Source organism: Pseudoxanthomonas sp. LjRoot143 (genome assembly GCF_964252945.1).
GTDB lineage: Bacteria > Pseudomonadota > Gammaproteobacteria > Xanthomonadales > Xanthomonadaceae > Pseudoxanthomonas_A.
This window is the reverse complement of the sequence record NZ_CAXUPM020000001.1, coordinates 590569-610830: the sequence shown is the minus strand read 5'-3', so window position 1 is coordinate 610830 and position 20262 is coordinate 590569. Positions and strand designations below refer to the sequence as shown.

The 20262-nt window shown below is 67.1% G+C and carries 21 protein-coding genes; 13 read left to right on the top strand and 8 right to left on the bottom strand.

Annotated elements, in window-relative coordinates:
- Positions 1-3 precede the first annotated feature (3 nt).
- Complete coding sequence (gene petA / locus ACSQ1W_RS02875; protein WP_192269993.1) at positions 4-615, bottom strand: ubiquinol-cytochrome c reductase iron-sulfur subunit; 612 nt, start codon at positions 613-615, stop codon at positions 4-6.
- 166 nt (positions 616-781) lie between these two features.
- On the bottom strand, positions 782-1678 hold the full coding sequence (locus ACSQ1W_RS02870; protein WP_436041587.1) for a lytic transglycosylase domain-containing protein: 897 nt from the start codon (positions 1676-1678) through the stop codon (positions 782-784).
- A 217-nt stretch (positions 1679-1895) separates the two neighbouring features.
- Here ACSQ1W_RS02870 and miaB point away from each other — a divergent pair, with 217 nt between their 5' ends.
- A complete protein-coding gene (miaB, locus tag ACSQ1W_RS02865) occupies positions 1896-3332 on the top strand; it encodes a tRNA (N6-isopentenyl adenosine(37)-C2)-methylthiotransferase MiaB (RefSeq protein ID WP_436041586.1) in 1437 nt (478 codons plus the stop codon).
- A gap of 6 nt (positions 3333-3338) precedes the next feature.
- Here the strand turns inward: miaB and ACSQ1W_RS02860 are convergent, their stop codons facing one another.
- Positions 3339-3770, bottom strand: a complete 432-nt coding sequence (locus tag ACSQ1W_RS02860; RefSeq protein WP_436041585.1) for a hypothetical protein — start codon at positions 3768-3770, stop codon at positions 3339-3341.
- A gap of 167 nt (positions 3771-3937) precedes the next feature.
- Between ACSQ1W_RS02860 and ACSQ1W_RS02855 the strand changes: the two genes are divergently transcribed.
- Positions 3938-4384 (top strand): CC0125/CC1285 family lipoprotein, encoded by a 447-nt coding sequence (locus tag ACSQ1W_RS02855; RefSeq protein WP_436041584.1) that lies wholly within the window; start codon positions 3938-3940, stop codon positions 4382-4384.
- Positions 4384-4809: a hypothetical protein gene (locus ACSQ1W_RS02850; RefSeq protein WP_436041583.1), complete on the top strand. Its 426-nt coding sequence runs from the start codon at positions 4384-4386 to the stop codon at positions 4807-4809. Before ACSQ1W_RS02855 ends, ACSQ1W_RS02850 begins: the two co-directional genes overlap by 1 nt.
- 28 nt (positions 4810-4837) lie before the next feature.
- On the opposite strand, the gene ACSQ1W_RS02845 is transcribed toward ACSQ1W_RS02850, so the two are convergent.
- The 4 genes from ACSQ1W_RS02845 to ACSQ1W_RS02830 are packed head-to-tail and all read right to left on the bottom strand — an operon-like array spanning position 4838 to position 8513.
- Entirely contained in the window at positions 4838-5923 is a 1086-nt protein-coding gene (locus ACSQ1W_RS02845; RefSeq protein WP_436041582.1) for an ABC transporter permease, read from the bottom strand.
- Positions 5920-6846 (bottom strand): ABC transporter ATP-binding protein, encoded by a 927-nt coding sequence (locus ACSQ1W_RS02840; RefSeq protein WP_436046080.1) that lies wholly within the window; start codon positions 6844-6846, stop codon positions 5920-5922. Before ACSQ1W_RS02840 ends, ACSQ1W_RS02845 begins: the two co-directional genes overlap by 4 nt.
- Before the next feature lie 13 nt (positions 6847-6859).
- A complete protein-coding gene (locus ACSQ1W_RS02835) occupies positions 6860-7819 on the bottom strand; it encodes an HlyD family secretion protein (protein WP_436041581.1) in 960 nt (319 codons plus the stop codon).
- Entirely contained in the window at positions 7809-8513 is a 705-nt protein-coding gene (locus ACSQ1W_RS02830) for a TetR/AcrR family transcriptional regulator (protein WP_436041580.1), read from the bottom strand. The genes ACSQ1W_RS02835 and ACSQ1W_RS02830 overlap by 11 nt, the downstream gene beginning before the upstream one ends.
- 152 nt (positions 8514-8665) lie before the next feature.
- Between ACSQ1W_RS02830 and ACSQ1W_RS02825 the strand changes: the two genes are divergently transcribed.
- The 10 genes from ACSQ1W_RS02825 (at position 8666) to ACSQ1W_RS02780 (ending at position 18821) form a co-directional block, all read left to right on the top strand.
- On the top strand, positions 8666-8959 hold the full coding sequence (locus ACSQ1W_RS02825) for a hypothetical protein (protein WP_062351259.1): 294 nt from the start codon (positions 8666-8668) through the stop codon (positions 8957-8959).
- A gap of 30 nt (positions 8960-8989) precedes the next feature.
- Complete coding sequence (locus ACSQ1W_RS02820) at positions 8990-9973, top strand: PhoH family protein (protein WP_436041579.1); 984 nt, start codon at positions 8990-8992, stop codon at positions 9971-9973.
- A 26-nt stretch (positions 9974-9999) separates the two neighbouring features.
- Positions 10000-10488, top strand: a complete 489-nt coding sequence (gene ybeY, locus ACSQ1W_RS02815; protein WP_192270012.1) for an rRNA maturation RNase YbeY — start codon at positions 10000-10002, stop codon at positions 10486-10488.
- A gap of 4 nt (positions 10489-10492) precedes the next feature.
- Positions 10493-11074: a hypothetical protein gene (locus tag ACSQ1W_RS02810; RefSeq protein WP_436041578.1), complete on the top strand. Its 582-nt coding sequence runs from the start codon at positions 10493-10495 to the stop codon at positions 11072-11074.
- Between the two features lie 39 nt (positions 11075-11113).
- On the top strand, positions 11114-11989 hold the full coding sequence (locus ACSQ1W_RS02805; RefSeq protein ID WP_192270016.1) for an HlyC/CorC family transporter: 876 nt from the start codon (positions 11114-11116) through the stop codon (positions 11987-11989).
- Positions 11982-13160 carry a lipoprotein N-acyltransferase Lnb domain-containing protein gene (locus ACSQ1W_RS02800; RefSeq protein ID WP_192270018.1) on the top strand — a complete coding sequence of 393 codons (1179 nt, stop codon included), beginning with the start codon at positions 11982-11984 and terminating at the stop codon, positions 13158-13160. Before ACSQ1W_RS02805 ends, ACSQ1W_RS02800 begins: the two co-directional genes overlap by 8 nt.
- 45 nt (positions 13161-13205) lie before the next feature.
- Positions 13206-15227: a glycoside hydrolase family 97 protein gene (locus tag ACSQ1W_RS02795; RefSeq protein ID WP_436041577.1), complete on the top strand. Its 2022-nt coding sequence runs from the start codon at positions 13206-13208 to the stop codon at positions 15225-15227.
- A gap of 148 nt (positions 15228-15375) precedes the next feature.
- On the top strand, positions 15376-16389 hold the full coding sequence (corA, locus tag ACSQ1W_RS02790) for a magnesium/cobalt transporter CorA (RefSeq protein WP_436041576.1): 1014 nt from the start codon (positions 15376-15378) through the stop codon (positions 16387-16389).
- A 112-nt stretch (positions 16390-16501) separates the two neighbouring features.
- Positions 16502-18592, top strand: a complete 2091-nt coding sequence (locus ACSQ1W_RS02785; RefSeq protein ID WP_192270024.1) for a carbon starvation CstA family protein — start codon at positions 16502-16504, stop codon at positions 18590-18592.
- Between the two features lie 4 nt (positions 18593-18596).
- Positions 18597-18821, top strand: coding sequence for a YbdD/YjiX family protein (locus tag ACSQ1W_RS02780; RefSeq protein ID WP_192270026.1), 225 nt, complete (start codon positions 18597-18599; stop codon positions 18819-18821).
- Between the two features lie 142 nt (positions 18822-18963).
- Here the strand turns inward: ACSQ1W_RS02780 and ACSQ1W_RS02775 are convergent, their stop codons facing one another.
- A complete protein-coding gene (locus ACSQ1W_RS02775; RefSeq protein ID WP_436041575.1) occupies positions 18964-20223 on the bottom strand; it encodes a DUF819 family protein in 1260 nt (419 codons plus the stop codon).
- Positions 20224-20262 lie beyond the last annotated feature (39 nt).

Here is a 20262-nt window from a genome sequence, read left to right as displayed (position 1 = left end):
GGCTTACGCGCCCCCTTGCGGATCGAGGCCGATCACGATGGTGTTGTCGTCCTGGTAGAAGTGCGGCGGCACCACCAGGTTGGTCGGCGCGGGCACGTTCTGGAACACCCGGCCGGCCATGTCGAAGCGCGACTTGTGGCAGGGGCAGAAGTAGCCGCCCTTCCAGTCCGGATCGTACGGCTGGGGCTTGATCTCGGCGGCCATTTCCGGCGAGCAGCCCAGGTGGGTGCACAGGCCGACCAGCACCGATATTTCGGGCTTGACCGAACGGAGTTCACCGGTGATGTAGGACGGCTGCTGGTCCTTGTTGGCCGACTGCGGATCGCGCAGGTGGCTGTCCAGCGTCGGCAGCGCATCCAGGATCGCCTTGGAGCGCTTGACGATCCAGATGGGCTGGCCGCGCCATTCCAGGATCAGGCGCTGACCTTCCTGCAGGCCGGTGAGGTCGGCGGTCACCGGAGCACCGGCCAGCTTGGCCCGTGCGCTCGGATTCCACGACTTGATAAAAGGTACTGCTGCAATACCGGCACCCACTGCACCCACCACCGCGGTGGTTGCAGTCAGGAACCGGCGTCGGCCCGTATTCACAGGCCCATTGACCCCATCGATGGCCATCCGGCACTCCGCAAAACAATCAGGTAGCTAAAAAGGCTGCCAAGGCCGCCCCCATTACCCCGGGGCGACCGCAAAAGACGTCGAAGTGTAACGGATGGCTTAATGGGCCGACAACGGCTGCCATGGAATCAAGGACTTGTATGCGCCCGAAGGCGTCCGCCGCGGCTCAACGCGCGGCGACGGCGTGCCGGTAACGGTCGGCCAGGACGGCGACGCGCTCGACGTAGCGCTGGGTTTCCTTGTACGGCGGGACGCCGCCGTGGCGGTCCACCGCGCCTTCGCCGGCGTTGTAGCCGGCGGCGGCCAGCGTCAGGTTGCCGTTGAAGCGCTTCAGCAGCCAGGACAGGTACTGCGCGCCGCCGCGGATGTTCTGGCCGGCGTTGTAGGAGTCGGTCACGCCGAAGCGGCGCGCCGTCGCCGGCATGAGCTGCATCAGACCCTGCGCACCCGCGTGCGACAGCGCCATCGGGTTGTACGAGGACTCGGCGTGCATGATCGCGCGCAGGATGGATTCCTCCACACCGAACTCGCGCGAGGCGGCGGCGATCTCGGCCGCGTAGGCGGAGGTGTTCAGGCGCAGCCGGCCGAAGTCGACGCCCGGATTGCCGCAGGCGAAGCAGGTTTCGATGTAGCTGTACTTGATGGTGCGCAGGCTCGCCACCTGGGTGCCGCCCTGCGGGCGGGCACTCGTGTAGTGGCGCACGCCATCCTTGATGTAGGAGTACACCTGTCCGCTGACCACGCGGCGCGGGCCGGTCGCGGCCGGCGGCGTCGCCGGCACGGCGGCCGGAACGATGGCGCCGGCCGAATCGGACAGGGCGGGCGCGGTGGCGGCGCCGATGGCCGGCGTGGCCTCGGCGGGACGGGAGACGGATGCGACCTGCGCCGGGCGGCTGCGGTCGGGCGTATAGCGGCTCACGACTTCGCAACTGGCGCCGCTGACGCGCTTGCTGACGTAGTTCGGCACACCGTCGTTGCCGGTGCACTTGTACAGCGTGCCCGCGCTGGCCGGCAGTGCGGTCAACGCGGCCAGCACGGCCAGAAGCGTCAGAGTCCCCCTCATGCCGCGCAGTGTCCCGAATTCCCGGGTGATTGCCAAGTCCTTGTCCAACAAAGGTTTCCTCCAATCTGTGCAGCCGGTCTGAGTTCGACACATCGGCGCACGGCGACCCTTGCCGGGTCCAATAACCCCTATCAACGCCATCCGGGCCGGTGACCGGCCGTCCGCTGGCCGCGTAGACTACGCGGCCCTGCCCGCCCACCCGACTGGATTAAGCGCCATGACCGGGACGCAAGCCCCCGAACTGCCGACCACGGCCGGCTCCGCCGTGACCGATCCCGCCCTCGTCCCCCTGCCCATCGGCCGTCCCCGCACGCCCGACCAGGTCCGCGGGAAGCTCTACATCAAGACCCACGGGTGCCAGATGAACGAGTACGACTCGGCCAAGATGGCCGACGTGCTCGCCGCCTCCGATGGCCTGGAGCTGACCGACAACCCCGAAGAAGCCGACGTGGTGCTGGTCAACACCTGCTCCATCCGCGAGAAGGCGCAGGAGAAGGTGTTCAGCCAGCTCGGTCGCTGGAAGGCGCTGAAGAACGGGGGGCGCGACGTCATCATCGGCGTCGGCGGCTGCGTGGCTTCCCAGGAGGGCGAAGCCATCGTGAAGCGCGCGCCCTATGTGGACCTGGTGTTCGGCCCGCAGACCCTGCATCGCCTGCCGGAGCTGATCCGTGCCCGCCGCGAACAGAACAGGCCGCAGGTCGACATCAGCTTCCCCGAGATCGAGAAGTTCGACCGCCTGCCCGAGCCCCGCGCCGAAGGCCCGTCGGCGTTCGTATCGATCATGGAAGGCTGCTCCAAGTACTGCTCGTTCTGCGTGGTGCCCTACACCCGCGGCACCGAGGTCAGCCGCCCGTTCGAGGACGTGCTGGTGGAAGTCGCGCAGTTGGCCGCCCAGGGCGTGCGCGAGATCAACCTGCTCGGCCAGAACGTCAACGCCTATCGTGGCCCATACGGTGACGGCGAAGTCGCCGACCTGGGCCTGCTGATCCGCACCATCGCCGAAATCGACGGCGTCGGCCGCATCCGCTTCACCACCTCGCATCCGCTGGAATTCAGCGACTCGCTGGTGGACGCCTACCGCGACGTGCCGCAGCTGGCCAACTTCCTGCACCTGCCGGTGCAGGCGGGCAGCGACCGCGTGCTGTCGGCGATGAAGCGCGGCTACACCGCGCTGGAGTTCAAGCAGAAGATCCGCAAGCTGCGCGCGGTGCGGCCGGACATCTCGATCAGCTCGGACTTCATCGTCGGCTTCCCCGGCGAAACCGACGCCGATTTCGAGAAGACGATGAAGCTGCTCGAGGATGTCGGTTTCGACCAGAGCTTCAGCTTCATCTACTCGCGCCGTCCCGGCACGCCCGCCGCCGACCTGGAAGACGACACGCCGGACGCCGTGAAGCATGCGCGCCTGGAGCGTCTGCAGCAGCACATCAACGCCTATGCCGCCGGCATCTCGCAGCGCATGGTCGGCACCGTGCAGTCGGTGCTGGTGGAAGGTCCGTCGAAGAAGAACCCGAACGAGCTGACCGGCAAGACCGAGAACATGCGTTCGGTGAACTTCCCGGCCCATCCGCGACTGATCGGCCAGTTCGTCGACGTGGTGATCACCGAGGCGCTGAGCAACTCGCTGCGCGGCCGCGTCGCCGGCACGGACTGAAGCGGACTAGCCGACGGCGGGCAGCGGCACGCCGTCGCGCTCGTTGTCCCAGATCATGTGGATGATCTTCCAGCCGTCTTCGCCCTTGTAGAGCTGGATGCTGTTGATGCCGCGCCGCTCCGGCACGGCATCGTCGGGCGCGGTGCGTGCCTCGTAGGCACTCCAGACGTGGGCGATGTTGCCGAACACGCGCATTTCGCGCGCGGTCTCGACCTCGAAGAAATCCATCTTCGCCAGCAGCTCATCCGCATTCGTGCGGTACTCCGCCAGCGTGAACGACAAGCGCCACGGTTTGCCTTCGGCGTCCACGCCGGTGCGGATCTGCCGGCAGTCCGGATGGAAGACCGCCTCCTGCGTCGACCAGTCGCGGGGACCAGCCGGGCCGGAAATCATCGCGTACATGGCGTCCACCGCCATGCCGATCGCCACCTCGTCCATCCCCTACCCCGTGCCGTTTCCCGTTCCCGCCCAAGGCTACCAGAGCGTCGCACCCACCCCCTTGAGTCGCCCCTCGCGCGCCCGCCATACTCCGGCCCAGCGCGGATGCCTGGGGAGGCATCCGGCCGCGACGCGGCATGCGCTCGATCACTCAGGGGAAACCAACGATGAAACGCCACTTTCTGGGCGCCGCGACGATGGCGATGCTGCTGTCCGCGTGCGCAACGGGCTATCACAGCGCCAGCAATCCCATCCTCGGATTGACGGGCGGCTACTGGGACCAGCCGGGCCCGGGCCGCCTTATCAAGGTCGGCTTCTCCGGCAACGGCTACATCACGCCCGACAAGGTCGCCACCTACCTGCTGTTCCGCTGCGCCGAGGTCGCCCAGCGCGAGGGCGGCAGCCACTTCATCTTCTACACCAGCCTGCCCGACGCCATCGACGACCGCCGCAGCAGCGAGCGCAAGGTCAATGCGCTCGGCGGAAAGCCCGCCACCTATGCCTACATCCTGGTCGTTCCCGGCGAAGAGCCGGACGCCCTTTCCGCTGCCGATGTGATCTCCCGGCTGGAGCCGGTCGTGAAGCCCGCTCCCAAGCAGGGAGGTGCCTCGTGATGCGACTGACCCGCTTCCTGCTTCCCGTCGTCCTCGTGCTGTCCTGCACGGCGTGCATGAGCATCTACCGTATGCCGGCGGGAACGCCTTCGGCCTCGCTGCGCGTGCCGCCCGGCGCCACCACCTGGATCTGTGCGGACGGCCCGGCGCAGATCCTGCCCCGGGAAAAAGATGGCCGCGCCCGCATTCCGGCAGGACAGCGCATCACGGTCGGCGCGAACTTCTCCAGCAGCGACGGCTACATGAACTACTTCTGTTCCGCGGGCGTGAGCCTGCTGCCGGACCAGGACGCACGCTATTACCAGGACTTCGAAACGGAAGGCAACATGTGCAGCGCGCTGGTCTATCGCGAAACCGAGGACACGCGCGTCGGCCTCGCGTTCGAACCCACCATGGGGCGCAGCGGCCCGGGCTGCACCCGCTGAGCCAAGGCGGGGCTGGGGGCTGCGGCCCTCAGTCCAGCCGCTTGCGGAAGCGCAGGATCGCCGCCGTCATCAGCAACGTGGTGAAGGCCAGCAGCGCGAGCACGTCGGGCCAGAGTTCCCACAGGCTGGCGCCGCGCAGCATGATGCCGCGGATCAGGCGCAGGAAGTGCGTCAGCGGCAGCACCTCGGCGATCCACTGCACGACCTTCGGCATGCCGGGGAACGGGAACATGAAACCCGACAGCAGGATCGACGGCAGGAAGATGAAGAACGTCATCTGCATGGCCTGGAACTGCGATTGCGCGCCGGTCGAGATCAGCAGGCCCAGGGTCAGGTTGGCGACGATCAGCAGGCAGGCCGCGAGGTAGACGTGCAGCAGGCTGCCACCGAGCGGTACGTCGAACAGCCACGTGCCCAGCGCCAGCACCACCGTGGTCTGCACCAGGCCGATCGCCACGTAGGGCAGCACCTTGCCGATCATCAGCTCGGCGCTGCTGACCGGCGTGGCGATCAGCAGTTCCATGTTGCCGCGTTCGCGCTCGCGCACGATGGCCACGCCGGTGAACAACACCATGGTCATGGTCAGGATCACGCCGATCAACCCCGGCACGATGTTCACCGCCGAGCGCCGCTGCGGATTGTAGAAGCCGACCACGCTGATGGTCCGTGCCGTCAGCGGACTGCTGCTGCCATCCAGCGGCATCTGCGCCAGCTGTGCGGCGGCGCTCTGCACCGCGTTGTCGCTGCCATCCACGAAGATCTGCACCGCTTCGCGGCCTTCGGCCCGGCGGCGATCGTAGTCCGGCGGGATGACGATGCCGATGCTGATCTCGCCCCGCCGCATGGCTTCGACCAGCGCCTGCGGCGTGGCGGCGTCCTGCACAGGCGTGACCACGCCGGTGGCGACGATGTCCATCACCAGCGCGCGCGACGCGGAGGTGCGCGCCTGGTTGGCGATGCCGGCCGACAAATCCCGCAGGTTGGTGTTGATCGCGTAACCGAACAGCAGCAGCTGCATCACCGGGATGCCGACGATCATCGCCAGCGTGATGCGGTCGCGACGCATCTGCCGGACCTCCTTGACCATCACGGCCATCAGGCGGCGCAGGTTCATGCGGCCTCCTCACGCGCGGGCTGGCCGCGCGTCGCGGACACGAAGACGTCCTCGAGGTTGGCCTGCGACGCCGCCACGTCCGCCTCTATCCCGGCCTTGCGCAAGCCCTGGGCGATCCGGTCGGCGGCATCGCCATTCTCCGCCAGCAGCACGCGCAGCACGTTGCCGACCTGCGCCACGCTGAGCACGCCGGGCAGGTCGACCAGCACCTTCTGCGCCTGTCGCGGCTGCGCGGCGGTGACCACCAGCGTGCGGCCTGCGAGTTCGCTGGTCAGCGCATCCGGCGTGCCGTCCGCGACCAGCACGCCGCGATCGAGGATGGCGATGCGGTGGCAGCGCTCGGCTTCGTCCATGTAGTGGGTGGACACCAGCAGCGTGGTGCCGGCGTCGGCCAGCTCGAACAGCTTTTCCCAGAAGTCGCGGCGCGACTCCGGATCGACCGCACTGGTAGGCTCGTCGAGGAACAGCAGCTCCGGTTCGTGGATCACCGCGCCCGCCAGCGCCAACCGCTGCTTCTGGCCGCCGCTCATCGTGCCGGCCAGCTGTTTCTGACGGTCCTGGAAGTGGTACTGCTCGACCAGCTCGTCGATGCGCCGTTTCGCGTGCGCGCGTGGGATGTCCTGCACGGCGGCGAGGAACTCCAGGTTCTCGCGCACCGTCAGGTCCTCGAACAGCGAGAACTTCTGCGTCATGTAGCCGATGCGCGTGCGCAGCCGCTCGGCCTGCTCGGGGATCCGCAGACCGAGCACGTCGATCTCGCCCGCCGTCGGCGTCAGCAGGCCACACAGCATGCGGATGGTGGTCGACTTGCCGGAACCGTTCGGGCCCAGGAAGCCGTAGACGTTGCGTCGCGGCACGTCGAGGTCGACGTCGTTCACCGCCGCCAGCGCGCCGAATCGCTTGGTCAGGCCGCGGACGCGGATCGCGAGGTCACCGTCATTCGTCGCCATCGGACACCACCTGCAATGGCGCACCGACCGGCAGGTCGGCCGCCTCCTTGCCCAGGCTGATTTCCGCGAGATAGCTCAGCCGCGCTGCGTCCTGTCCGGTCAGTGCGAAGTACGGCGTGAAGCTGGGTTCACTGCGGATCATCCGCACGCGACCGGCATGGGTCTTCTCCTGGCCATCCAGACGCACCTGCACCGTGTCGCCGACCTTGAGCCGGTTGCGCAGCGCCTGCGGCAGGTAGACGCGGGCGTAGGGCGCCTCGCCGACCAGCATCACCGCCAGCGGCGCACCGACCGGCGCCTGGTCGCCCAGCCTGTACGGCAGGCTGTCGACGCGGCCCGCACGCGGCGCGACCACGTTGAGCTTGTCCAGCGTCACCGCCTGCACGCTGGCCTGGGCTTCGGCGGAGGCGACGGCGGCCGCGCCTTGCGCGACCTGCTCGATGCGCGTACCGCGCTCCAGTTCCAGCAGTGCGGCCTGCGCCAGGCGTACCTGCGCCTGCGCGCTTTGCGATGCTGCGCGTGCGCGGTCCACCTCGGACGCGGCGACAAGCTGCTGCCGCCCAAGCGGTTGCAGGCGGGCATAGTAGGCATCGGCATCGCGCGCCTGCGCCTGCGCGGCGGCCAGGCTGGCGCGCGCCTGCGCGACATCCTCGCTGCGTGGACCCGCGCGCAGTTCCGCCAGCGCCTCGCGGCTTTGCGCCGCCTGCGCCTGCGCCGCGGCCAGCTGCGACTGCGTGCGCGTCAGCTCGAGTTGCAGTAGCGGGGCGCCTTCGGCGACCTGCTGGCCCTCGCGCACGTCGATGCGCACGATCTTCTCCGCGACCGGCGACGGCAGCGTCACCCGGTCCCATTCCAGCGTGCCCAGCGCGAGCGGCGCCTCGGCCTTGCAGCCGGCCAGCACGAGCAGCGCAGCGGCGAAGGCTGCGCCCGTCAGTTCATTTCGCATGGTCCAGCTCCAGTCCACGGTCCAGCAGCACCAGCGTGTGCCGGCGCAGGTCGTCGAAATCGATATCGTCGGCGCCGAACAGCTGTCGCCAGATCGGTGCGCTCGCCATCGGGAACATGGTCAACCCGATCAGCGACACCATCAGCAGGCGCGGATCCAGGTCGGGATTGAGTTGCCCGACCTGCTGCGCGGCGGCGAAGCGGCCGGCCATCATCTTCGGCAGCAGCGGGCCGACCTGGCCGATCATCATGTCGCGCAGCGCACCGCCCTCACAGAGGATCTCGCGCACCCACAGCGTCGGCAGCCAGGGATGCTGCTCGACCACGCCGGCGATGCCGTGCACGAACCCGGCGACCAGCGCCGCGACATCGGCGTCGCCGGCCTGCATCAGAGGTGCGCGCATCTGGCCGATCACCGGCAGCAGCCGTTCGGCCACGACCGCCTGCTGCAACTGCGCCTTGTCGCCGAAGTAGTAGTGCACCAGCGCCGGCGTCACGTGGGCTTCGCTGGCGATATCGCGCAGCGAGCTCGCGGCGATGCCTTTCCTGACGAAGCAGGCCAGGGCGGCGTCCAGCAGCGTGGCACGCAGGTCGGCGGATTCAGCGGTCGGGCGGCGCCCACGGGCGCGCTTGCGGGGAGGCGTGGCGGAATTCTTGGCCGGCGCTGCCACCGGCGGCGTCTTGGTCGTTGTCATGTCCATTATTTAATTTATCAATTAATTAAATTTCAAGCCCGATCCGACGGACGGCGCGCCATGGCCCCTGCCACGGCGCCGGGTTACGCTGCCCGCCCGCCTTGTGTTCGCCAGGAATCGCCGCCATTTCCCCGGATAGCCCGCGCCTGTGGGTGTTCACCCTAGAAGCCCGTCCCCTGCCCGACAGCCCCGATTTCGTCGAGGCCGGCGGGGCGTTCGTCACCTGCTACCTGCGTCCGGGCTTTGTCCCGGACCCGATGCGCCGCGCGGTCGAATTCGTCCGCGAGCAGGGCTGGGAAGTGATCGCGGTGGAGGACGAACCGCTGCAGATCGAGCGCCACGACGCGCCCGAGGAGGAACACTTCGACCAGGCCCTCGTCGACGACGAGGTGTATGTCTTCCATCAATGGCCGGTGGACGACGCGGACGAACAGACGCGCCACTGACCCTACGCCACGAGACACCCGCCCTCCCCCATGACCGTTACCAGCCAACACGAATTCACCCTGCAGCCCGAGAACGTCGAACGCCTCGCCAATCTAGCCGGCCCGTTCGATGCGCACCTGCGCCAGATCGAACTGCGCCTGGGCGTGGAGATCGCCAACCGCGGCGCCATCTTCCGCATCACCGGACCCGAGAAGTCCGCCGCCGCCGCGGAGAAGCTGTTGCATGCGCTGTACGAGGAGACCGCCAGCGAGACCTTCGACAGCGAAGCCATCCACATGCGCCTGAACACCGCCAACGTCGACCGCATCGCCGACGCGGACTACCAGCCGCAGGACGTGGCCATCAAGGTCAAGCGCGGCACCGTGCGCGGCCGCGGCGCCAACCAGGCCAAGTACCTGCATGCCATCGCCACCCACGACATCAACTTCGGTATCGGCCCGGCCGGCACCGGCAAGACCTTCCTGGCCGTGGCGAGCGCGGTCGAGGCGCTGAACGAGTCGCGCGTGCAGCGCCTGATCCTGGTGCGCCCTGCGGTGGAGGCCGGCGAGAAGCTGGGCTTCCTGCCCGGCGACCTGTCGCAGAAGGTCGATCCCTACCTGCGCCCGCTGTACGACGCGCTGTACGAGATGCTCGGCGTGGAGAAGGTGGTCAAGCTGCTGGAGAAGAACGTCATCGAGATCGCGCCGCTGGCCTACATGCGCGGCCGCACGCTCAACGATGCCTTCGTCATCCTCGATGAGGCGCAGAACACCACCATCGAACAGATGAAGATGTTCCTCACGCGCATCGGCTACGGCAGCACCGCCGTGGTCACCGGCGACCTGACCCAGATCGACCTGCCCAAGCACCAGAAATCCGGCCTGAAGGACGCCCTGGAGGTGCTGCGCGGCGTGGACGGCATCTCATTCAACTTCTTCACCAGCCGCGACGTCGTCCGCCATCCGCTGGTGGCGAAGATCGTGCGGGCTTACGATGCACGCGACGGCAAGGATCCGGAAACGGACCCCGCCTGACCTCCTCCACGTCGATCACGCCTGCCATGACCCAAGGCCCCGTCCGCCTCGAAGTCGCCGTCAGTTACGCGCTGCCGCGCACCGGCATTCCTTCCGCCGTGAGTTTCCGCAAGTGGGTGGCCGCCGCGCTGAAGGGCCGTATCCGCGAAGCCGACCTCGCCATCCGCATCGTGGACAGCAAGGAAGGCCGCGCGCTCAACCGCCACTACCGCGGCCGCGACTACGCGACCAACGTGCTGAGCTTCCCGGCCGAGATGGCCGAGGGCGTCAAGCTGCCGAAGGGCGTGAAGATGCCGCTGCTCGGCGACCTGGTGATCTGCGCACCGGTGGTCGCGCGCGAAGCGAAGGAACAGAAGAAGCCGCTGGCCGCGCACTACGCGCACATGACCGTGCACGGCACGCTGCACCTTCTCGGCTGGGACCACGAGGACGACAAGGAAGCCGACTGCATGGAACAGCTGGAACGCGAGATCCTGGCCGAGCTCGGCATCGCCGACCCCTACGCGGAAGACTGATCGCATGCTGCGTGCCGTCTGTTTCGCGCCTGTGCTGGCGCTGTGCCTCCCGCTGTCCGCCGCCGCACAGGATGCGCGCCCCGATCTCGCCGCGCTGATCGAATGCCGCGGCGACCTGGGCCAGCTCGCGGCGATCGCGCCGCTGCTGGAAGATCCGCTGAAGGCGGTCGCGCTGGGCTGGCAGCCGCTGCCGCAGGCGAACATGTTCATGAGCGAGTACCGCCTGCTCGCCCCGGTCCGGGTCTTCGGGCACGACACGGACCACATCGCCTTCTCCGGCGGCGGCGTCGTCGCCGTGCTCGACCTGCCCGATCCGCGCCCGCTGGCGAAGCAGCTCGAACTGGAAACCGCCGTCGACACGCCGGCCAAGGCCATGTTCGGCAAGGAAGTACGCAGCGAGGAAGTCCGCGATCCAGCCGCCGGCAAGGTGCTGATCGACTCGGCCGTACTCAACGTCAGCAACGTGTCCTCGCATCCCGGCAAGACGCTGGCGGGCTGCAGCTACAGCCTGGACCTGCCGGAAGACGAGGAAGCGTCCGGGGATGGCGAGGCGCTGCCGCCTGCGCAGGCCGCCCAACCGGGTTAGACTGGCCGCCACGCCCCTGCGGGCGACCACTCCCCCGAGATGTCAGAAGACGACAGTACCCTCGCGCCGGAAGGCTCCGACAAACCGTCGGAGAAACGGCGCACCTGGCTGGACCGCCTCAGTTCGGCGTTCTCCGGCGAACCCAGCACACGCGACGACCTGGTGGCCATCCTGCGCGACGCGCAGTCCGACGGCCTGATTGCAGGCGACACCCTCAAGATGATGGAAGGCGCCATAGCGGTTGCCGATCTGACCGTGGGCGACGTCATGGTCCCGCGCGCGCAGATGGTCTCGCTGCCGGTGGAAGCCCGCTTCCTCGACCTGATGAAGGACGTGGTGGAGTCGGGCCACTCCCGCTTCCCGGTGCACGGCGAGAACAAGGACGAGATCCTCGGCATCCTGCTGGCCAAGGACCTGCTGCGGGGTGTCGTCGCCGACAATGGTCCCGGCAGCGTGCGCGAACTGCTGCGGCCGGCGGTACTGATCCCGGAGTCGAAAAAACTCAACCTGCTACTGAAGGAATTCCGGCTGTCGCGCAACCACATGGCGATCGTCGTGGACGAATACGGCGGCGTGGCCGGCCTGGTCACCATCGAGGACGTGCTGGAACAGATCGTCGGCGAGATCGACGACGAACACGACGAAGCCGAGGACGGTGCCGCGCTGATCGCGGCGCAGGCCGACGGCCAGTTCGTCGTGGACGCACTGACGCCGATCGCCGATTTCAACGAGCGCTTCGGCGCCGACTTCCTCGACGACGAGTACGACACCGTCGGTGGCCTGATCACCGCCGCCATCGGCCACCTGCCGGAGACCGGCGAGGAACTGACGCTGGGACGCTTCATGTTCCGCGTCGCCCGCGCGGATGCGCGCCGCGTGCATGCATTCCATGTCGGGGTGCTGGCCGATGCGTAACGCGGCCGCGCGCCTGGCCTTGCTGGGCGTGCTGTGGCTGCTGGCATCGGCCGCCTGGGCGGCGCCGCGGATCGGCGTGGCAACGATGGAGCCGGGCGAAGTCTTTTTCGAGCGCTTCGGTCACAACGCGATCGTCGTGGTCGATCCCGCCAGCGGCGATGCGATCTCGTACAACTTCGGCTTCTTCGACCCGGGCGAGGCGGACTTCGTCGGCAATTTCGCCCGCGGCCACATGATGTATTACCTGGTCGCGCTGCCGTTCGAGCAGGACCTGATGCAGTACCGCGACAGCGGCCGCGGCGTATCCCTGCAGTGGCTGGACATCGAACCGGCGCAGGCGCAGGCGCTTGCGGATGCCTTGGCGGAACGGGCGAAGCCCGAGAACGCGCGCTACCGCTACGACTACTTCACCTCCAACTGTTCGACCCAGGTACGCGACGCACTGGATGCCGCGCTCGGCGGCAGGCTGAAGTCGCAGTTGGCGGGACGCTCGCGCGGCAACACGTTCCGCAGCGAAGCCGTCCGGCTCGCCTCGCCGGCGACGTGGATGTGGCTGGGCTTCGATCTCGGCCTCGGCCCGAATGCCGACAAGCCGATGGCGCGCTGGGAAGAGGCCTACGTGCCGATGCGCCTGGCCGACAGCCTGCGCGAAGCGAAGAACGCCGCGGGCCGCCCGCTGGTGCAGTCGGAAATGCAACTGCTGCCGCATCGCATCGCGGCCGAGCCCGCCGAGACACCGCGCCGCTGGTTGCCGTGGCTGGGTGCCGGCGTGCTGATGGCCGTCGCCGTCGCGCTGGCCGGCCGGCGCTGGCCGCGCGCGATCGCCGCCGCGGCAATGCCGTTCTGGTTGTTGTGCTTCATCGGTGGCGCGCTGCTGGTCTACCTGTGGGGCTTCACCGACCACTGGGCGGCGTGGGCGAACCGCAACCTGCTGCTGCTCAATCCGCTGTGCGTGCTGCTCATCCCCGGCGCAATTGCCGTGTTGCGCCGCCGCACACCGCCAACGTGGTTCGCATGGCTGCTGGCGGCGATCGCGGTGGGTGCGTTGGTCGCGTGGTTCCTGCACTGGCTGCCGTTGCGGCTGCAGTACAACCAGACGTGGATCGCCCTGCTGCTACCGATCCATCTGGCGCTTGCATACGTATTCATGCCGCGACGCTTGTCGCCCTGAGTTCCGCCACGCACGATGCGGCCCTCTGCCTATCGCGAGGGTCGCATGCTCCGTTTCCTTTCCACGCTCGTTGTGTTCGCTGTCGCGGCATCCGCGCATGCGGGTCCCGGTCCGCGCGTCGCCTCGCCCGACGGTTCCATCGTGGTGGACCTGTCCACCGACAACGACGGCCGCCCCGCCTACGCGGTCTCGCGCAAGGGCCAAGCGGTCCTCACGCCATCGCGGCTGGGCTTCCTGCTGCTGGACGCGCCGAAGTTCGAGCGCAACCTCGAGATCGTGCAGCCACGTACTCGCACGTTCGACGAGACCTGGGAGCAGCCTTGGGGTGAGCGCCGCTTCATCCGCAACCACTACAACGAGCTGACCGTCACGCTAAAGGAAAAGGCAAAGCCGTTCCGCAGCTTCGACGTCGTGTTCCGCGTGTTCGACGACGGCGTCGGCTTCCGCTACCGCTTTCCGAAGCAGGCCGGACTGGAGCAGGTGAAGATCGGCGAGGAACTGACCGAGTTCTCGCTGGCGCGTGATGCGACGGCGTGGTGGATCACGGCCGGCGAGTGGAACCGCGAGGAGTACCTGTACCACCGCACGCCGGTACAGCAGGTCGGCGACGCGCAGACGCCCATCACGTTCAAGTTCGACGACGGTACGCATCTGTCGATCCACGAAGCCGCACTGGTCGACTACAGCGGCATGAACCTGACCCGCGTCGAAGACCGTCGCCTGAAGGCCGACCTGACGCCGGGCATCGGTGAAGGCAAGGTCGTGCGTGCGGCGCCGTTCGACACGCCCTGGCGCACGCTGCTGCTGAGCGACGACGCCGCCGGCCTGGCGATGTCCAGCCTGACGCTCAACCTCAACGAACCGAATGCACTGGGCGACGTGTCGTGGGTCAAGCCGATGAAGTACGTCGGCGTGTGGTGGGAAATGCACCTGGAGCTGAAGAGCTGGGCGTCCGGCCCCAAGCACGGCGCCACCAACGAGAACGTGCGCAAGCACATCGACTTCGCCGCCAAGCACGGCCTCGGTGGCGTGCTGGTCGAAGGCTGGAACGTGGGCTGGGACGGCGACTGGTTCGGCAACGGCGAAGACTTCAGCTTCACGAAGTCGTATCCGGACTTCGACCTCGAGGCACTGAGTGCCTACGCACGCTCGAAGAGCGTGGTGCTGATCGGCCATCACGAGACCTCCGGCAATGCGGCGCACTACGAATCGCAGCTGGGCGACGCGTTCGATCTGTACAAGCGCGTGGGCGTGCCGGCCGTGAAGACCGGCTACGTCGCAGACGCCAGCCAGGCGAAAGTCACCGGCACCGATGGCAAGCGCCACTACGCGTGGCATGAAGGGCAGGACATGGCCCGCCACCACCTGAAGGTCGTGACGGAGGCGGCCAAGCGCCATATTTCGGTCAATCCGCACGAACCGATCAAGGACAGCGGCCTGCGTCGCACCTATCCGAACTGGATCACCCGCGAAGGTGCACGCGGCATGGAGTTCAGCGCCTGGGGCCAGCCCGGCAATCCGCCCGAGCACGAAGCCAACCTGGTGTTCACCCGCCTGCTGGCCGGGCCGATGGACTACACGCCCGGCATCTTCGGCATGAAGACGCGCTCCACCGACGGCATTGCCACCACCTGGGCCAAGCAGCTGTCGCTGTACGTGGTGATCTACAGCCCGCTGCAGATGGCGGCCGACCTGCTGGAGAACTACGAGAAGAACCCGGCGCCGTTCCAGTTCATCAAGGACGTGCCGGTGGACTGGGACGACACCCGCGTGCTGAACGGCGAAGTGGGCGACTACGTCACCATCGCGCGCAAGGAACGCGGCGGCGACAACTGGTATCTGGGCTCGCTGACCGACGAGGACGGCCGCACGTTGAGCGTGCCGCTGTCGTTCCTCGACGAGGGCCGCCGCTACACCGCGCAGATCTACGGCGACGGCGACAAGGCTAACTGGAAGACGGCGCCGCAGGACATCGTGATCGAGGAGCGCAGCGTGACGCGTGGCGACACGCTGACGCTGAAACTCGCGCCGGGCGGCGGACAGGCGATCCGGTTCGTGGCGCAGTGAAGTGAACCTGGGTGTGGGAGCGACGTAAGTCGCGAGCTTGGGCCTGCAGTGTCCTGAGGCCGTCATCGCGACTTACGTCGCTCCCACACCAGCATCAGCATCAACGTCCGACTTGTCGGACACCGTCTTCTGGCGCACGATTCACGCCATGAATGACGTCGCCATCGCCGAAACCAAGCCCGTCCTGCCGCAATGCGTGATCAACTGCGTGGTCTACGACAAGGCCGGCAAACGTCGCGACATCAGCCTGGACGAGATCAGCGACGTGCTGGCCGTCGACGACGGCAGCTTCATCTGGGTGGGACTGTACGAGCCGGCCGATGCGATCCTCGAGAAGCTGCAGGAGGAGTTCTGCCTGCACGACCTCGCGGTCGAGGATGCGCAGAACGCGCACCAGCGTCCCAAGCTCGAGGCTTATGGCAACTCGCTGTTCGTGGCCGTGCACACGGCGCAGGTGGTCGACGACCGCATCAGGTTCGGCGAGACCCACGCCTTCCTCGGGCCGCGCTACCTGGTGACGGTGCGCCACGGCGCGTCGCTGTCGTACGCACCCGTGCGCGAGCGCGTGCAGCGTGAACCCGATCTGCTCGCGCTCGGACCGTCGTACGGGCTGTATGCGGTGCTCGACTACATCGTCGACAACTACCGTCCGATCATCGATCAGTTCAAGCAGACGCTGGATGCGCTGGAGAAGGACATCTTCGCCGACACCTATCGCCGGGTGACGGTGGTGAAACTGTACGAGCTGAAGCGCGAGCTGACCCAGATGCGTCTGGCGGTCGCGCCGCTGCAGGACGTGCTCGCGCAACTGACGCGCTCGCAGAGCACGCTGATTCCCGAGGAAGTGCGGTTGTACTTCCGCGACGTGCAGGACCACGTGCTGCGCGTCAACGAATACACCGACACCCTGCGCGAGATGCTGACCACCGCGCTGAGCGTCAACCTGTCGCTGGTGACGCTGGCGCAGGGCGAGATCGTCAAGCGGCTCGGCGCCTGGGCCGCCCTGCTCGCCGCGCCGACCCTCATCACCAGCTGGTATGGCATGAACTTCAAGCACATGCCGGAACTGGAAGGCCGCTTCGCCTACCCGCTGCTGATCGGCGGTGTGGCATTGGCCTGTTACGGCCTCTACCGGCTGTTCAAGCGCTCGCGCTGGCTCTGACGCCCCTACGCCAGCGGACTGCGACCAAAGTCGAAGCCTGAATCCGACATTACGGATTGACCGCTTTCCCGCATGGGGTGACCCTTGTGGGGACCTGCTGGAGGGTTTCCGAATGAATGGTTTTTCCAAGATCGGCTGGGCGGCGCTCGCGCTGCTCGGCGCGGCCTGCCTGGGCGTCGTCGCTCTGCGCCAAGGCGAGCAGATCAGTGCGCTGTGGATCGTCGTGGCGGCGGTCTGCATCTACCTGGTCGCCTACCGCTACTACAGCCTGTACATCGCCAAGAACGTGCTCGGGCTGGACCCGACGCGGGCCACGCCTGCGCACATCAACAACGATGGCCTGGACTACGTGCCCACCAACAAGCACGTGCTGTTCGGCCACCACTTCGCGGCCATCGCCGGCGCCGGTCCACTGGTCGGCCCCGTGCTGGCCGCGCAGATGGGCTACCTGCCCGGCATGCTCTGGCTGATCGCCGGCGTGGTGCTGGCCGGCGCGGTGCAGGACTTCATGGTCCTGTTCATCTCCAGCCGCCGCAACGGCCGCTCGCTCGGTGACCTCGTCCGCGAGGAAATGGGCCAGGTGGCCGGCACCATCGCGCTGTTCGGTGCGTTCCTGATCATGATCATCATCCTGGCGGTACTGGCGATGATCGTGGTGAAGGCGCTGGCGGAAAGCCCGTGGGGCATGTTCACGGTGATCGCCACGATGCCCATCGCGATCTTCATGGGCATCTACATGCGCTACATCCGCCCCGGCAAGATCGGCGAGATCTCGGTGGTCGGCATCATCCTGCTGCTGCTGGCGATCTGGTTCGGCGGCAAGGTCGGCGCGCACCCCACCTGGGGCCCGGCGTTCACCTTCACCGGTACGCAGATCACCTGGATGCTGATCGGCTACGGCTTCGTCGCCGCGGTCCTGCCGGTGTGGCTGCTGCTGGCGCCGCGCGACTACCTGTCGACCTTCCTCAAGATCGGCGTGATCGTGGCCCTGGCCATCGGCATCTTCATCGCCAGCCCGGAAGTGACCACGTTGAAGATGCCGGCGTTCACCGAGTTCGCCAGCACCGGCGACGGCCCGGTCTGGAAGGGCGGCCTGTTCCCGTTCCTCTTCATCACCATCGCCTGCGGTGCGGTGTCGGGCTTCCACGCGCTGATCAGCTCGGGCACCAGCCCGAAGCTGCTGGCCAACGAAACCCACGCCCGTTACATCGGCTACGGCGGCATGCTGATGGAATCGTTCGTCGCCATCATGGCGCTGGTCGCGGCCTCGGTGCTCGATCCCGGCATCTATTTCGCGATGAACAGCCCGGCGGCCGTCCTCGGCACGGATGTGCACAGCGCAGCCGCGGCAGTCAGCCAGATGGGCTTCGTCATCACACCCGAGGCGCTTGAACTGAAGGCCCAGCAGATCGGTGAAGCCACGATCATCTCGCGTGCGGGCGGTGCCCCGACGCTGGCGGTCGGCATCGCGGTCATCCTGCACGACGCCCTGCCCGGCAGCGGCGACGCGATGATGGCCTTCTGGTACCACTTCGCCATCCTGTTCGAGGCGCTCTTCATCCTGACCGCCGTCGACGCGGGTACCCGTGCCGGTCGCTTCATGCTGCAGGACCTGCTGGGCAACTTCGTACCGGTGCTGCGCAAGACCGATTCCTGGGGCGCCAACGTGGTCGGCACGGCCGGCTGCGTCGCGCTGTGGGGGTACTTCCTGTACCAGGGCGTGGTGGATCCGCTGGGCGGCATCAATACGTTGTGGCCGCTGTTCGGCATCGCCAACCAGATGCTCGCGGGCATCGCGCTGATGCTGTGCACGGTGGTGCTGTTCAAGATGAAGCGCGACCGGTATGCCTGGGTGACCATGGCGCCGGCCGCGTGGCTGCTGATCTGCACCACCTATGCGGGCCTGATCAAGATCTTCGACAGCAACCCGGCGGTGGGCTTCGTGGCGCAAGCCAAGAAGTACCAGGCCTCGATCGCCGATGGCCAGCTGCTTGGCGCGGCGAAGAGCATGAGCCAGATGCACCAGGTCGTGATCAACAGCTACGTCAACACCGCGCTGACCGTGCTGTTCCTGTTCGTGGTGTTCAGCGTGCTGCTGTACGCGGTCAAGGCGATCCTGAAGGCCCGTGCCAGCAGCGAACGCACCGATCGCGAGACACCGTACGTGGCGCTGACCGAAGAGCAGCAGAAGGTCTGGCTGTAAGGCCATGGGCACCGCACTCGTCCCGCTCTCGCACTTCGCCACGCACAAACGTGTGTGGCGGAGGCTGGTGCAGACCGCGCGGCTCTGCTGCGGTGTGCCGGACTACGACAACTATGTCCGGCACATCCTGGAGAAGCATCCCGATCGCGAACCGATGGACTACAAGACCTTCTTCCGCGAGCGGCAGGAGGCCCGGTTCGGTGGCAAGAGCGGGTTCCGCTGCTGCTAGATCAGCGGGATCCGGAAGAAACAAAAAGGGCGAAGCCGATGGCTTCGCCCTTTTTCATTCTGGATCTTCTGTAGGAGCGACGTGAGTCGCGACGTTGATGCTTCCGGTCGCGACTCACGTCGCTCCTACAGGGTTTCCTTCGTCAGCCCTGCCCTGCCATCCCGCGCAGCACCACGCCGACGATGTACGCCGCAACGGTACCCGTCGCGTAACCCAGCGCGCCGAGCAACGCGCCCACCGGTGCCAGCGAAGGATGGAACACGGTCGCCACCACCGGTGCCGAGGCCGGGCCGCCGATATTGCTCTGCGAACCCATCGCGAAGTAGAAGAACGGCACGCGCAGCAGCTTGGCCAGTAACCCCAGCAGCACGATGTGCACGAGGATCCAGATCAGGCCCAGCGCCAGCAACCAGGGCTTGTCGGCCAGCGAACCGATGTCCATCTGCATGCCGATGCAGGCGATCAGGATGTACAGGAACAGCGCGCCGATCTTCGACGCGCCGGCCCCATCGAGCGTACGCGCGCGCGTCAAGCTCAGGCCGAGGCCGACGAACGTCGACAGCACGACGACCCAGACGAAGGGCTCGTGCAGGCTGACCTGCTTTGCCCACGACACGTTCTGTGCGAACCACGACGACGCCGGTCCTGCGATCGCATGCGACAGGCCCACCGTGCCGAAGGCGATGCCGAGGATCACCATCAGGTCCGGCAGCGTCGCGATGCGCTCATGCTGCTTCTGGTAGTTGGCCAGACGTTCCTTGAGGTCCTCGATCGCCCGTGTGTCCGCGCCGGTGCGCGCGTCGATCGCCTGCGCGCGGTTCGCCAGGAAGATCAGCACGGCCATCCACACGTAACCCACGCTGACATCGACGACGACGAACTGTCCGAACGTGGTTTCGTCGACGGCGAAAACTTCCTTCATCGCCAGCATGTTGGCGCCGCCGCCGATCCAGCTGCCCGCCAGTGCCGCCATGCCGCCCCAGGTGTCGCCGGCCACGGTTTCCGGATGGATGAAGCCCATCAGCCAGAAGGCTACCCATGCACCAATCATGATGCTGATCGAGGCCCCGGCATACATCGCCAGCAGCTTCGGCCCCAGCTTCAGCACACCCTTCAGGTCGATGGTCAACGTCAGCAGTACCAGCGCGGCGGGCAGCAGCACGCGACTGGCGACCGGGTTGTACAGTTTGCTGGCGCCGCCGTCGATCCAGTCGAGGCTGTTGTAGATGCCGGGAATGAAGTAGCACAGCAACAGCGCCGGCACATAGGTGTAGAACTTCTTGAAGAACCCGGTCTCGCGAGACGACGTCCAGAAGACGACGCCGAGCGTGGCGGCAATGAGGCCGAACACGACGATGTCGTTCTGGATCAGCGCGGTGGAAGGGGCAACGGAGTCAGCCACGAAAGCATTCCCACAGGTTCGCCGCGGGAATGGACGTCC